This window comes from Thauera aminoaromatica S2, from assembly GCF_000310185.1.
Taxonomy (GTDB): Bacteria; Pseudomonadota; Gammaproteobacteria; order Burkholderiales; family Rhodocyclaceae; genus Thauera; species Thauera aminoaromatica.
This window is the reverse complement of sequence record NZ_AMXD01000012.1, coordinates 23,005-35,828: the sequence shown is the minus strand read 5'-3', so window position 1 is coordinate 35,828 and position 12,824 is coordinate 23,005. Positions and strand designations below refer to the sequence as shown.

Annotated in this window: 14 protein-coding genes; 9 read left to right on the top strand and 5 right to left on the bottom strand. The window is 69.5% G+C overall.

Translation table 11 applies throughout. The features are described from left to right. Window positions 1-55 precede the first annotated feature (55 nt). Together pssA and C665_RS03805 are read left to right on the top strand one after the other, a co-directional pair. The gene (gene pssA, locus C665_RS03810) at window positions 56-946 is read left to right on the top strand and encodes a CDP-diacylglycerol--serine O-phosphatidyltransferase (RefSeq protein ID WP_004300542.1); all 891 of its coding nucleotides are present in this window, start codon (window positions 56-58) and stop codon (window positions 944-946) included. Then, window positions 943-2,478: a 2-isopropylmalate synthase gene (locus C665_RS03805; protein ID WP_004300541.1), complete on the top strand. Its 1,536-nt coding sequence runs from the start codon at window positions 943-945 to the stop codon at window positions 2,476-2,478. Before pssA ends, C665_RS03805 begins: the two co-directional genes overlap by 4 nt. A gap of 61 nt (window positions 2,479-2,539) precedes the next feature. Here the strand turns inward: C665_RS03805 and C665_RS03800 are convergent, their stop codons facing one another. The 3 genes from C665_RS03800 to C665_RS03790 form a co-directional block, all read right to left on the bottom strand. Further along, entirely contained in the window at window positions 2,540-2,887 is a 348-nt protein-coding gene (locus C665_RS03800; protein WP_004300539.1) for a DUF2069 domain-containing protein, read from the bottom strand. Continuing rightward, complete coding sequence (gene wrbA, locus C665_RS03795) at window positions 2,884-3,483, bottom strand: NAD(P)H:quinone oxidoreductase (protein ID WP_004300537.1); 600 nt, start codon at window positions 3,481-3,483, stop codon at window positions 2,884-2,886. The genes C665_RS03800 and wrbA overlap by 4 nt, the downstream gene beginning before the upstream one ends. A gap of 86 nt (window positions 3,484-3,569) precedes the next feature. Further along, the gene (locus C665_RS03790; RefSeq protein ID WP_004300534.1) at window positions 3,570-5,084 is read right to left on the bottom strand and encodes a cyclic-di-GMP receptor FimW-related protein; all 1,515 of its coding nucleotides are present in this window, start codon (window positions 5,082-5,084) and stop codon (window positions 3,570-3,572) included. A gap of 195 nt (window positions 5,085-5,279) precedes the next feature. On the opposite strand from C665_RS03790, the gene rpsP reads away from it, so the two are divergent. The 4 genes from rpsP to rplS all read left to right on the top strand — a co-directional run bounded on the left by rpsP (window position 5,280) and on the right by rplS (window position 7,452). Further along, window positions 5,280-5,531 carry a 30S ribosomal protein S16 gene (gene rpsP / locus C665_RS03785; protein ID WP_004300532.1) on the top strand — a complete coding sequence of 84 codons (252 nt, stop codon included), beginning with the start codon at window positions 5,280-5,282 and terminating at the stop codon, window positions 5,529-5,531. A gap of 28 nt (window positions 5,532-5,559) precedes the next feature. Then, window positions 5,560-6,078, top strand: coding sequence for a ribosome maturation factor RimM (gene rimM / locus C665_RS03780; RefSeq protein ID WP_004300530.1), 519 nt, complete (start codon window positions 5,560-5,562; stop codon window positions 6,076-6,078). 98 nt (window positions 6,079-6,176) lie between these two features. Continuing rightward, window positions 6,177-6,947 carry a tRNA (guanosine(37)-N1)-methyltransferase TrmD gene (gene trmD, locus C665_RS03775; RefSeq protein WP_004300528.1) on the top strand — a complete coding sequence of 257 codons (771 nt, stop codon included), beginning with the start codon at window positions 6,177-6,179 and terminating at the stop codon, window positions 6,945-6,947. A gap of 97 nt (window positions 6,948-7,044) precedes the next feature. Next, entirely contained in the window at window positions 7,045-7,452 is a 408-nt protein-coding gene (rplS, locus tag C665_RS03770; RefSeq protein ID WP_004300527.1) for a 50S ribosomal protein L19, read from the top strand. Window positions 7,453-7,676: 224 nt separating this feature from the next. On the opposite strand, the gene lptG is transcribed toward rplS, so the two are convergent. Together lptG and lptF are read right to left on the bottom strand one after the other, a co-directional pair. After that, the gene (gene lptG, locus C665_RS03765; RefSeq protein ID WP_004300525.1) at window positions 7,677-8,753 is read right to left on the bottom strand and encodes an LPS export ABC transporter permease LptG; all 1,077 of its coding nucleotides are present in this window, start codon (window positions 8,751-8,753) and stop codon (window positions 7,677-7,679) included. A gap of 79 nt (window positions 8,754-8,832) precedes the next feature. Further along, entirely contained in the window at window positions 8,833-9,915 is a 1,083-nt protein-coding gene (lptF, locus tag C665_RS03760) for an LPS export ABC transporter permease LptF (protein WP_004300523.1), read from the bottom strand. A 138-nt stretch (window positions 9,916-10,053) separates the two neighbouring features. On the opposite strand from lptF, the gene C665_RS03755 reads away from it, so the two are divergent. Genes C665_RS03755 through C665_RS03745 form a run of 3 tightly spaced genes read left to right on the top strand, consistent with a single transcriptional unit; the run spans window position 10,054 to window position 12,759 of the window. Further along, window positions 10,054-11,553 (top strand): leucyl aminopeptidase, encoded by a 1,500-nt coding sequence (locus C665_RS03755; protein ID WP_004300522.1) that lies wholly within the window; start codon window positions 10,054-10,056, stop codon window positions 11,551-11,553. Window positions 11,554-11,572: 19 nt separating this feature from the next. Further along, entirely contained in the window at window positions 11,573-12,013 is a 441-nt protein-coding gene (locus C665_RS03750; protein WP_004300521.1) for a DNA polymerase III subunit chi, read from the top strand. Then, complete coding sequence (locus C665_RS03745) at window positions 12,010-12,759, top strand: hypothetical protein (RefSeq protein ID WP_004300520.1); 750 nt, start codon at window positions 12,010-12,012, stop codon at window positions 12,757-12,759. The genes C665_RS03750 and C665_RS03745 overlap by 4 nt, the downstream gene beginning before the upstream one ends. Window positions 12,760-12,824 lie beyond the last annotated feature (65 nt).

The window sequence follows — 12,824 nt, the reverse complement described above, 5'->3', positions numbered from 1 at the left end:
GTCATGCGGCGGCGCGGGCGCTTTTGCAGCCGGCACGGCGCGCGCGTACGCTAAAATGACGATCCTGGAATCCACGGAGGCGACGCCCAAGGTGCCCGATAACGAACACGCCCCGCTGCCCTTGTCCGACAAGCGCCGCCGCGGCATCTACATCCTGCCGAACCTGTTCACCACCGCAGCGCTGTTCGCCGGCTTCTATGCGATCGTGCAGGCGATGAACCAGCGCTTCGAGTACGCCGCGGTGGCGATCTTCGTCGCCATGGTGCTCGACGGCCTCGACGGCCGCATTGCCCGCCTCACCAACACCCAGAGCGAGTTCGGCGCCGAGTACGACTCGCTCTCCGACATGGTCTCCTTCGGCGCCGCACCGGCGCTGGTGATGTACGAGTGGGCGCTGCAGGACCTCGGCAAGCTCGGCTGGGTCGCCGCCTTCATCTACTGCGCCGGGGCCGCGCTGCGCCTGGCACGCTTCAACACCAACATCGACGTGGTCGACAAGCGCTACTTCCAGGGCCTGCCCAGTCCCGCGGCGGCGGCCCTGGTCGCCGGCATGGTGTGGGTGGGCATCGACAACGGCTTCGCCGGCAACGAGCTGCGCTGGTACGCCGCGGTGCTGACCATCTTCGCCGGCGTCTCCATGGTCAGCAACGTGCTGTTCTGGAGCGGCAAGAGCATCAACCTGCGCAAGAGCGTGCCCTTCATCGTGCTGATCGCGCTGGTGCTCGCCTTCGCGCTCATCTCCAGCTACCCGCCCGGCATCCTCTTCGGCCTCTTCCTCGCCTACGCCGGCTCGGGCTACGTGGTCGCCGCGCTGCGCTGGCGCCGGCGCCGCACCCATCGCGCCGAACCCGCCGCACCCCAGGCGGCCGCGTACACCGCACAAGCCGGCGACGCCGCCGCCGCGCCCGTCGAGGGCGCTTCATCCGACCCCGGGAGCAAGCCATGAAAGACAAGCTGATCATCTTCGACACCACCTTGCGCGACGGCGAGCAGAGCCCCGGCGCGTCGATGACGCGCGACGAGAAGCTGCGCATCGCCCGCCAGCTCGAACGCATGCGGGTCGACGTCATCGAGGCCGGCTTCGCCGCCGCCTCCAATGGCGACTTCGAGGCGGTGCGCTCGATCGCCGAGGCGATCAAGGAATCCACCGTGTGCTCGCTGGCGCGCGCCAACGAGCACGACATCCGCCGCGCCGGCGAGGCCATCCGGCCGGCGGCGCGCGGCCGCATCCACACCTTCATCGCCACCAGCCCGATCCACATGGAGAAGAAGCTGCGCATGACGCCCGATCAGGTCGTCGAGCAGGCGGTCAAGGCGATCGGCTGGGCGCGCGAATACACCGACGACGTCGAGTTTTCCGCAGAGGATGCCGGCCGCTCCGAGATCGACTTCCTGGTGCGCATCTTCGAGGCCGTGATCGACGCCGGCGCGAAGACCATCAACGTGCCCGACACGGTCGGCTACAACGTCCCCGAGCAGTTCGCCGCCACCGTGCGCACGCTGATCGAGCGCGTGCCCAACTCGGACAAGGTGGTGTGGTCGGTGCATTGCCACAACGACCTCGGGCTGGCCGTGGCCAACTCGCTCGCCGCGGTGCGCACGGGCGCGCGCCAGGTCGAGTGCACCATCAATGGCCTGGGCGAGCGCGCGGGCAACGCATCGCTCGAAGAGATCGTCATGGCGGTGCGCACCCGCGCCGACATCTTCCCGGTCGAGACCGGCGTCGACACCACGCAGATCGTCCCGGCCTCGAAGCTGGTTTCGCAGGTCACCGGCTACCCGGTGCAACCCAACAAGGCCATCGTCGGCGCCAACGCCTTCGCGCACGAGTCCGGCATCCACCAGGACGGCGTGCTCAAGCACCGCGAGACCTACGAGATCATGCGCGCCGAGGACGTCGGCTGGGGCGCCAACAAGCTCGTGCTCGGCAAGCTCTCCGGTCGCAACGCCTTCCGCGCCCGCCTGCAGGAGCTCGGCATCGAGATCGAGAGCGAGGAGCACCTGAACCAGGCCTTCGCGCGCTTCAAGGAGCTCGCCGACCGCAAGTCGGAGATCTTCGACGAAGATCTCACCGCGCTGATGCGCGACGAGGCGGTGACCCCGGCGCCCGAGCAGTACCGCCTGGTGTCGACCCGCTTCCACTCCGAGACCGGCGAGACGCCGGTGGCCGAGATCACCCTGTCGATCGGCGGCGCCGAGAAGCACGCCCGTGCCAACGGCTCCGGCCCGGTGGACGCCGCCTTCAAGGCGATCGAGACGGTGGCGACGACGGGAAGCGAGCTGCTGCTCTACTCGGTGAACGCGATCACCAGCGGCACCGACGCCCAGGGCGAGGTCACCGTGCGCCTGTCGCGCGACGGCCGCGTGATGGACGGACAGGGCGCCGACACCGACATCATCGTCGCCTCGGCCAAGGCCTACCTGAACGCGCTCAACAAGCTGCACGTGGGAGCCGAACGGCTCAACCCGCAGGTATGAGGGCGTAAGGCGTCAGGAGCGAAGGGCGGGTGCGGAACTTGCCGACCCCGCCCCGCCCGCCTCACTGCGCGCGGGAGGGAGCCGTCGCACGGGCATGCAGCATCGTGCTGGTGAACAACACGACCGCGAGGAAGACCTCGACGAGGGCGAACACGCCGGTGAGCCCGGGGTCGGTGGCGCGCAGCACACCCTCGGTGAAATACAGCAGCGACAGCATCGACAGCCACTGCGAGGTGTAGCGGCGGCCGCGCAGCACGCCGAACACCGCCGGCAGAAGCGGCAGCGCCTTCAGCATCATCCACGAGCCGCCCGGACGCAGCGGGGCGAGCCAGCCCTCCCAGATCACGCACAGCGCGATCAGCGCCAGCAGCGCGACGCTCGACACCACGCTCAGCATGCGCGCGTTCATCGCGACCCCGCCAGGCGCATCGCCACCTCGGCAAGGCGCCGGCCCTGCGCCTGCGCGAGCGCGATCTCCTCTGCGCTCGGCGCAGAATCGCCCTCGCTCCCGGAGACATGACTCGCGCCATAGGGCGTGCCGCCGCTGCGCGTCTCGCCGAGCGCCGGCTCGGAGAACGGCAGGCCGAGCACCAGCATGCCGTGATGGAAGAGCGGCAGCATCATCGACAGCAGCGTGCTCTCCTGCCCGCCATGCAGGCTGGACGAGGACGTGAACACGCAGCCCGGCTTGCCCTCGAGGGCGCCGTTGAGCCAGGCACCGGCAAGTCCGTCGAGGAAGTACTTCATCGGCGCCGCCATGTTGCCGAAGCGCGTCGGGCTGCCGAGCGCCAGGCCGACGCACTCCTCCAGGTCGGCGACCTCGACGTAGGGCGGCCCGGACGCCGGGATGTCGTCCTCCACCGCCTCGCACACGGCGGACACCCGCGGCACCGTGCGCACCCGCGCCACCGCGCCCGGCACCTGATGGATGCCGGCGGCGATGTGCTCGGCGAGCGCGCGCACCGAACCGCGGTGGCTGTAGTAGAGGACGAGGATTTCGTGCATCGGATGCCAGTTCCGGAAGGGGAGCGGATTATATCGCGCGGCGTCGCCGGCCACCCGCAGCCCGAAGGCGCACGCGGGCAATGCGCTCAGATCGGATAGGGATCGATCTCGTACTGGAAAAGTTCGACGCTCGGCGTCTGCAGGTCGAGCCCGAGCGCGCGTGCCTGGGCGACATAGACCGTCTGCGTCCCGCGTACGAAGACGAAGCGGCGCGAGGCGTAGGTGCCGGCGACCGCGAGCATCGCCGGATGGCGGCGCAGCGGCTCCATGATCGGCAGCGCGAGCGCGGGCGAGAGCTGCTGCACCGCACGCCCGCGAAAGCCGACCATGACCGGATGGAAGGACTGCCCGATGATCTGCAACCCGACCTCCACCTGCCCCGGGCAATCGCTGCGCACCCAGCGCACGATGCACACCGACCAGGCCTGCTCGGGCTTTCGCCGCAGGGCCAGCGCGCCGCCCGCCTCGATCTCGCCGCGCACGCCGGCCACACTCATGATCGCAAGGCCGCCCGGGCTTTCGTTGAGGACCATCCACTCCTGCAGCAACGCAGGGTCATCCCTTCCCCCACTGCCCAGATCCCACACCGATTGCAGGCCGATCCCGACCTGAACCACGTATTGATGCTGGCGCCGCGGCTGCCCCCGCACCGGCGCCGCCATCCAGTGGCTGCGAAGGCGGCGCAGCAAGGCCACCGTCTCGAGGGGTGAAAGGCCAGGCGGAAACAGCGCCTCCTCGGCATCCAGCGACTCGACTTCGCCCTGCATGCCCGCGAGTTCTGCCGCGGTCATGCGCGCCGTCACCCACTCTATGCACTCGCCCAGCTTCTGCGCCATCGGGCGCGGATTGAAGCTCCACAGATCGCCGCCGAGCACCGACTCCGAGGGCGCCGGCCGCCGCGCCACGGATTGCGGCCCCAGGTCGGCGCCGAGGTCGATCCACCACGCCGATGCGCTCGTGTCGCCGGTGCCGCGCGCGAGCACCGCGGCGCCGAGAACACGCGCATCGAGAAAGTCGTACAACCAGGCGATCTCGCGGCCGGTAAGCCCCTCGGGCTGTGCGACCGCGACGGCCAGCAGACGCAGGTAGGCACAGCGCAGGGGATCGTCCGCGGCAGCCGCGGCAACCTCATGGTGCGCCGCGAAGTCGTGCGCCAACCGCCAAGTCCCCGCGGGAGGCGCAGCCGCCGCCAGCGCGCTCAGCACGAAGATCTCGGTCACCACGCCGATCGCGTATTCGCAGAGCTCCGCTCCGCCCCCCGGCCGCGCCCTTCCGGCGCGCCCGGCTGCAGCCGAGACGGCCGTGGCGACATCGAGCGCGAGCACGCACAACTGCTCGTTCGCCTCGAACAGCGGCACGTCCACCGGGAGCTGTCTCGCGAGCAGCAAGGGCCGCAGCCGGCCACCGATGTCGCCCATGCGCTCGGCCAGCGCGCACAACAACGCGTCGCTCGTCGCCGGACCGGCAGCGGTGCCGCCAAAAGCGTCGTGCATGCGCGCTCGCAGCGCGGCGAGGTCATCCTCCACGGCGTCTGCAGGCTCGCTGTCGAGCCAGCGCAGCAGCGACTGCTCGGCATCGGACGGTGTCGAAGGCGCTTCCATGGTCCCCGGAGAAACATTGCTCGGGTCACATTCTATCCCCATCCCGCGCACACACGCCGCAACACTGCGGACACCCGGCGCCGGTACGCGGAAGATGTCGAGGAATCGCTCGTCGGCCGCAATAAAACCTTGTCCGCGACGGGCGACTCCCCTATAATCCGCGGTTTTTCGCATCCACCGATCAGGAACATCCAGATGGTCGTCATTCGCCTTGCCCGTGGTGGCGCCAAAAAGCGCCCGTTCTTCAACATGGTCGTTGCCGATTCGCGCAACCGCCGCGACGGTCGCTTCATCGAGCGCGTCGGCTTCTACAACCCGATCGCCTCGGGCGCCGAGAAAGGCCTCGTGATCAACGCCGAGCGCCTCGCCTACTGGCAGCAGAACGGCGCCCAGCTCTCGCCCACCGTCGCTCGCCTGGTCAAGCAGGCCGGCACGGCCGCGGCCTGATCGACTTCGATCAGCGGCCGAGCGGCGCATGATCGTACTGGGGCGCATCGTCGCCCCTTTTGGCGTTCAGGGCTGGATCAAGATCCATCCCTTCGGTGACGACCCCGCCTCGTGGCGGAATATGTCGCACTGGTGGCTGTGCAGCGACGACGACGCGCCCGCCGAGGCGTGGAAGCAATACACGTTGAGCGCCTGCCGGCCGCACGGCAAGGGGCTGGTGGCCGCACTGGCCGAGATATCCGACCGGGGCGCCGCCGAGGCGATCGACGGCTTCTACATCGCCGCGCCGCGCGAGGCGCTGCCCAAGCCTGCCGAGGGCGAGTACTACTGGGGCGACCTCGTCGGCCTGGCGGTCGAGAACGAGGCGGGTGAAGCGATGGGCACGGTCGCAGGGTTGATCTCGACCGGCGCGCACGACGTGTTGCAGGTGCGTGAAGGCGAAGGTGAAGAGGGGGTCGAACGCCTGATCCCCTTCGTCGCCGCCTACGTGCTCGACGTCGACCTGGCCACGCGGCGCATCCGGGTCGCCTGGCAGAAAGACTGGTAACACGGGACTGTGGAAGGCCGGTGAATCCGCAGAGCCCGCAAGGCGAAACACAGCAGGCGAGCCCTTCGGGCGTTGCAGGCGGCCCGCGTCGATACGACGTGATCACCCTCTTCCCCGAGATGTTCGCCGCGCTCACCGGCAGCGGCATCACGCGGAGGGCGATCGATCGCGGGCTGTACGCGCTCGGGTTCCACAACCCGCGCGACTTCACCAGCGATCCGCATCGCACGGTGGACGACCGCCCCTACGGCGGCGGCCCCGGCATGGTGATGCTGGCCGAGCCGCTGATGCAGGCGATCCGCGCCGCACGCACGGCGCAGGAAAGGGCGCTCGGACGTAGCGGGCGGGTCATCTACCTGTCGCCGCAGGGGCGCAGGCTGGAGCAGGAGGTGGTGCTGGAACTCGCCGCCGAGCCCGCGCTGGTGTTGCTGTGCGGGCGCTACGAAGGCGTGGATCAGCGCCTGATCGACCGCGAGGTCGACGAAGAGCTTTCGCTCGGCGACTTCGTGCTGTCGGGCGGCGAGCTGCCGGCGATGGTGCTGCTCGACGCGATCGTGCGCCAGCTGCCCGGCGCACTGAACACCGCCGGCTCGGCGCAGGAGGATTCCTTCGCCGACGGCCTGCTGGACTGTCCGCACTACACGCGGCCGGAGCGGTACGAAGACGAACGCGTGCCCGAGGTGCTGTTGTCGGGCAACCATGCGGCAATCCGCCGCTGGCGCCTGAAGCAGTCGCTCGGCCGCACCTGGCTGCGCCGCCCCGACCTGCTCGCGGCGCGCCAGCTCAGCAAGACCGAATTGAAACTGCTTGAAGAGTTCAGGCAGGAGCAAGCCGGGACGCAGGACGCACTGGAACCCCAGCGCGGCTGAGCGTCCTTTCACAAACGGCGCGCATCAGGTTGCGACCTGCTCTGCGGCCAGGCCGGCGCAAGAGGCGAAGGCCGATAACATCGACGGAGTATCTGCAATGAACCTGCTTCAGCAACTCGAACAGGAAGAAATGGCCCGCGTCTCGCAGGGCAAGACCATCCCCGAGTTCGGTCCCGGCGACACCGTGATCGTCCAGGTGAAGGTCAAGGAAGGCAACCGCGAGCGTCTGCAGGCCTATGAAGGCGTGGTCATCGCCAAGCGCAACCGCGGCCTGAACTCCTCCTTCATCGTCCGCAAGATCTCCTCGGGCGAGGGCGTCGAGCGTACCTTCCAGACCTACTCGCCGCTGGTCGCCGGCGTCGAGGTCAAGCGTCGCGGTGACGTGCGTCGTGCCAAGCTGTACTACCTGCGCCAGCGCTCGGGCAAGTCGGCGCGCATCAAGGAAAAGCTGGACTACAAGGCCGCCGCCGCCAAGCGTGCCGCCCAGCAGCAACAGGAAGCCTGATCGCTCCGGCGTTCGCTTCATCGAAACGGGCCTTCGGGCCCGTTTTTTCGTTCACCGCAGCCGCGCGGCGGGGCTTGGCAGGCGCGGCCACGCCGGCCCGTCGATCGCGACTTGCGTCGCTCCTGCGGCGCGGCTGCGGCGCTGGGAGTCCGTTGCAGGAGCGACGCGAGTCGCGATTGCGACGCCTGGACACGCGCCGGGACGCCTCCTCCGTGGCCCCCTGCTCAGCGCCGTTCGACGCGATGCATGAGCCAGAACGCGGCCGCGAGGAAGATCAGGCTGGGCGTCAGCGCAGCCATGAAGGGCGGCCAGGCGTTGATCATGCCGAGGTTGGAGAACAGGCCGTTGAGGAGGTGGAAGCCCACGCCCAGCATCACCCCCATGAAGATGCGCGCGCTCGCGCCGCCCATGCGGTCGTGGATGAAACCGAAGGGCATCGCCAACGCCATCATCACCAACGCGGTGAAGGGGTAGATCAGCTTCTTCCACAGCGCGATCTCGAAGCGGTCGGCGTTCTGGTTGTTGTCGCGCAGGTGGTTGATGTAGGTCCACAGGCGACCGAAGGGCATGTGCTCGGGCGACACCATGAGCACCCCCAGCACCTCCGGCGTCAGCTCCGAACGCCAGCGGATTTCGGGCAGGCGCTCGATCTCGGTGCGATCGCCGTGGAAGCGCGTACGCTGCACGTCGAGCAGCTTCCACTCCCCGCTGCCGTCGAACACGCCGGTCGCCGCTTCGGCGATCGATTCGAGCGCGTAGTCTTCATCGAAGGCATAGATGCGCGCACCGCGCATGCTGCGGTCGGGCATCAGCGTGCGCACGTTGAGCACGAGCCGGCCGTCCTTCACCCACAGGCCCGAGCGCAGTTGCTGCGAGACGGTCGCCTGCGTGGCGGTGAGCTTCCACTCCTCCGCGGCGGCCTCCGCGGGCGGCGCCACGTATTCGCCGACCAGGAAGATCAGCACGGCGAACACTCCGCCGATCAGGCCGAGCACGCTCGTCAGCAGCGCGTTCGACATCCCCGAGGCTCGCATCACGGTGATCTCGGAGTTCTTCGCCAAGGTCGCCAGCGCATACAGGGTGCCGATCAGCACCGCGATCGGCATCAGCTCATACACCCGCGCCGGCAGGGTGAGTCCGACATACACCAGGGCCTGGTAGAGCGTGTAGCCGCCCTTGCCCACGTCCTCGAGCTCGTTGATGAAGTCGAAGAAGGCGAACAGGCCGAGAAAGGCCACCAGCACCAGCGCACTGGCGGCGAAGATCTCGCGCGCGAGATAGCGCAGCAGAACCGGACTCACCGGACTCCCCTCCTGCCGCCGGGCGACATCCTTCGGGAGGGCGCCGAGCGCCTCCCTTCGGGCGGCCGTGCGGGTGCGCTCATGCACGCCTCCGCCAGAACGGCGAGATCGCCAGGCGCTTGTGGAACATCAGCGCCAGCACCGCCAGCACCACCACGTGGGGCAGCAGCAATCCGGCCACGAAGGGCAGCTTGCCCTGCGCAACCCAGGACTGGAACACGGAAATCGCGTTGCTGTAGAGCAGGTACACGAGCAGCGCCACCAGCAGGTTGTTCGCACGCCCGGCGCGCGGATTGACGAAGGACAGCGGGATCGCCATCAAGGCCAGCAGCAACGCGACCGCCGGCACGCCGAAGCGGCCGACGAGTTCGCCGAGGCCGCGCGGCTCGGGCTGCGCGAGCAGCACCGCGGTCGGAAGCGCGCGGATGCGTGCCTGCTGGCCCGCGACCTGCTTCTGCTCGACCTGCACTTCGTAGCGATCGAACTCCATTACCCGGTACTCGGGCGTACCCGGGGTCCCGTCGTAGCGCCGCCCTTTCTCGAGCACGACAAACCGCCGGCCGTCCGCATCGCCGCGCAGGTAGCCTTCGGCCGAGGCGATCACCACCAACTGGCCGCTGCGGGTCTGCTCGCTGACGAAGACATTGCGCACCCGGCCATCCTCGCCGGCGCCGACCTCGACGAAGAACACCCGCTGCGCGCTCGCGGACTCGCGGAAGACGCCGGGCGCGACGCGATGGGTATCGTCGCGATTCTCCAGGCGCTCGCGGTATTCCGCGCTCTTCTGCTGTGACCACGGCGTCAGGTAGAGCGAGCCGCCACCGGCCACCAGCACGACGGGCAGCGCGAACATCAGGACCGGCCGGATCCAGGCGGTGAGGGGCACACCCGAGGCGAACCACACCACCATCTCGGAATCCCGGTAGCTGCGCGACAGCGACACCAGGATGGCGATGAACAAGGTGAGCGTCAGCACCGTGGGCAGCTGCGCAAGCGCGCCAAACCCGATCAGCGCCACCACGGCATCGGGCGGCACGCGCCCGCCCGCCGCCTGGCCGAGCAGGCGGATGAGCACGGTGGAGATCAGGATCGCGAACAGCGCCACGAAGACCGCGGCGGCCGTCTGCGCGAATTCCCGTTGCAGGGCGCGCCGGAAGATCATCGGGCGGGGGTCGATACCGGGATGAGGCCGGGCGGCAGGCCGCGGCGGATGTGGATGGGAAGCGTTTTTGACGCCCCGGTTGCGAACGCGCCATAATCTTCGGCAATCGAAACCAGGCATCCAAACAAGGAAAAACGCATGGAATTTACCATAAAGACCGGCAGCCCGGCCAAGCTCAAGACTGGCCTGCTGGTACTCGGCGCGTTTGCCGAAGGCCGTCTCCCCGCCCTCTCGGCCGCGGCCGACGGTGCTGCCGAAGGCCGCCTGGCCGCCCTGATCAAGCGTGGCGACCTCGAGGACAAGGCGGGCGCCACGCTGCTGGTGCATGACCTGCCCGGCGTGCACGCCGAGCGCGTGCTGCTGGTGAGCCTGGGCAAGCACGACGAGTTCGGCGACAAGGCGTACCGCGACGCGCTCGCCGCCGCGGCGAAGGCGATCTCCGCCGGGCCGGCGAAGGACGCCGTGGTCGCGCTCGCCGACGCAGAGCTCTCCGGTCGCGACATGGCGTGGCGGCTGCAGCAGGCCGCGCGCATCCTCGCCGACGGCGCCTACCGCTTCGACGCACTCAAGTCCGACAAGAAGACCCGGAAGGAGCGTGGCGCGAAGAAGCTCTGCCTGCTGGTGAGCTGCGAGCTCGGCGCCGAGCTCGACACCGCCGTCCTGCAGGGCCACGCGATCGCCAGCGGCATGGCGCTGGCGAAGGACCTCGGCAACCTGCCCGGCAACCACTGCACTCCCACCCACCTGGCGGAAACGGCCGAGTCCCTGGGCAAGCAGTACAAGTTCGACGTCGAGGTGCTCGAGCGCGACGACATGGAGAAGCTCGGCATGGGCTCCTTCCTGTCCGTGGCGCGCGGCTCGCACCAGCCGCCCAAGTTCATTGTCATGCACTACAAGGGCGGCAAGGCCAAGGCGAAGCCGGTCGTGCTCGTCGGCAAGGGCATCACCTTCGACACCGGCGGCATCTCGCTCAAACCCGCAGCCGAGATGGACGAGATGAAGTTCGACATGTGCGGCGCCGCGAGCGTGCTCGGCACCTTCAAGGCGGTCGCGCAGATGGGCCTGCCGATCAACCTGGTCGGCCTCGTCCCCACGACCGAGAACATGCCCGGCGGCGGCGCCACCAAGCCCGGCGACGTCGTCACTTCGATGTCGGGGCAGACCATCGAGGTGCTCAACACCGACGCCGAGGGCCGCCTGATCCTGTGCGACGCGCTCACCTACGCCGAGCGCTTCAAGCCCGAGTGCGTGATCGACATCGCCACGCTCACCGGCGCCTGCGTGGTCGCGCTCGGCAAGATCCCGAGCGGACTGCTCGCCAACGACGACGAGCTCGCCGCCGAGATCCTGCGCCGTGGCACCGAGTCGGGTGACCGCGCCTGGCAGCTGCCGCTGTGGGACGAATACCAGGAACTGCTCAAGAGCAACTTCGCCGACATGGGCAACATCGGCGGCCGTTACGCCGGCACGATCACCGCGGCCTGCTTCCTGTCGCGCTTCGCCAAGGCCTACAAGTGGGCCCACCTCGACATCGCCGGCACCGCCTGGGTGTCGGGCGATGCCAAGGGCGCGACCGGCCGCCCGGTGCCGCTGCTGAGCAGCTTCCTGATCGGGCGCGCCCGCGCCCATGCGGCCTGAGCGCCGGCCGGCGGCCGCCATGGCCCCGCGCGTGCAGTTCTATCACAACACCCCCGACCGCCTCGCGCTCGCGCACGAGCTGGCCGCCGGGGCGCACGCACGCGGCCGCAAGGTGGCACTGCGTTGCACCGACGCGACCCAGTTGCGCCGACTCGACCAGGCGCTATGGACCGCGGTGCCGCTCGACTTCGTGCCCCACGTCGGCGTCGGGTCGGCGCTGGCCGCGGAGACCCCGGTGGTGCTGGGCGCAGCCGGCGAGCCCTGCCCGTGGCCGCACGCCGACATGCTGTTCAACCTCGCCGACGACGTTCCCGCCGAGGCGGAAGGGTTTCGCATGGTCGTCGAGATCGTCGGCCGCGACGCCGCCGAAGTGCACGCCGCCCGCCTGCGCTGGGCCGCCTACCGGCAGCGCGGTTACGAACTGAAGGCCTTCGACGCCGAACGCAGGGTGGCGCTGTGAGAGGCTGGGAAGACGACTCCGACGACGAACTCGAGCGCGCCGACGACCTGCTCGGCCAGGCCGACGCGCTGCTGCGCCGCCATCGCGGGGACGCCACGCCAGCCTCCCCCCGCACACCATCGCCGGGCGGCGCGGGCCCCGCCGAGCCCGCCGATGCCGCGCCGGCGATCTCGCCCGCGACCATGCAGGCCTTCGACGACGACGACCTGCCGATCCTGACCGAGGTCGTCGACGACCTCGATCTGCCTGCGGAAATCTTCCAGCCGGTCGAGGCGCCGTTCGCGGCGGCCGCGGTGGCGAGCACGGCGGCCATGCCGTCCTTCGTGCGCAGCCTTGCAGCGGCGCAATTCACGCCTGCGGGGGAGCCTGCCGCGTCGACAGTGCGCGATGCAGCGCCGGAGCCCGTCACGCAGCCCGAACCGCCCGCGCCGCAGACACCCCACCCGCAGTCCGCGCCCTCCGCCGCCGAATCCGCGGCGGCATCGCCACCGGCACGGAGCGCCGCGGCGCAAGAGCAGCAGCTCGCCGAACGCCTGGTCGAGCTCGACACCGCGATCGCGCGCGAAATCGACGAATGGGCCGCGCGCGAGCTGCCGCAGATCATCGCCCGCGAACTCGAGCGCCTCGGCGAGCGCATCCAGGACGAAGCCCTCGCCCACCTGCGCGCCACGTTGCTGCCCGGGATCTCTGCACGCGTCAGCAGCCTGTTCGACGACCGTCCCCACGACGTTCCGCCTGCCCGGTAGGAGCGACGCGAGTCGCGAACGGGACCGCTGCCTTGTGCTGCGGCCGGACGGCCACCGCAATCGCG

Coding starts and splice junctions, on each gene's coding strand:
- pssA (WP_004300542.1), top strand. CDS start 56: ATGACGATCCTGGAATCCACGGAGGCGACGCCCAAGGTGCCCGATAAC.
- C665_RS03805 (WP_004300541.1), top strand. CDS start 943: ATGAAAGACAAGCTGATCATCTTCGACACCACCTTGCGCGACGGCGAG.
- C665_RS03800 (WP_004300539.1), bottom strand. CDS start 2,887: ATGAACGCGCGCATGCTGAGCGTGGTGTCGAGCGTCGCGCTGCTGGCG.
- wrbA (WP_004300537.1), bottom strand. CDS start 3,483: ATGCACGAAATCCTCGTCCTCTACTACAGCCACCGCGGTTCGGTGCGC.
- C665_RS03790 (WP_004300534.1), bottom strand. CDS start 5,084: ATGGAAGCGCCTTCGACACCGTCCGATGCCGAGCAGTCGCTGCTGCGC.
- rpsP (WP_004300532.1), top strand. CDS start 5,280: ATGGTCGTCATTCGCCTTGCCCGTGGTGGCGCCAAAAAGCGCCCGTTC.
- rimM (WP_004300530.1), top strand. CDS start 5,560: ATGATCGTACTGGGGCGCATCGTCGCCCCTTTTGGCGTTCAGGGCTGG.
- rplS (WP_004300527.1), top strand. CDS start 7,045: ATGAACCTGCTTCAGCAACTCGAACAGGAAGAAATGGCCCGCGTCTCG.
- lptF (WP_004300523.1), bottom strand. CDS start 9,915: ATGATCTTCCGGCGCGCCCTGCAACGGGAATTCGCGCAGACGGCCGCC.
- C665_RS03755 (WP_004300522.1), top strand. CDS start 10,054: ATGGAATTTACCATAAAGACCGGCAGCCCGGCCAAGCTCAAGACTGGC.
- C665_RS03750 (WP_004300521.1), top strand. CDS start 11,573: ATGGCCCCGCGCGTGCAGTTCTATCACAACACCCCCGACCGCCTCGCG.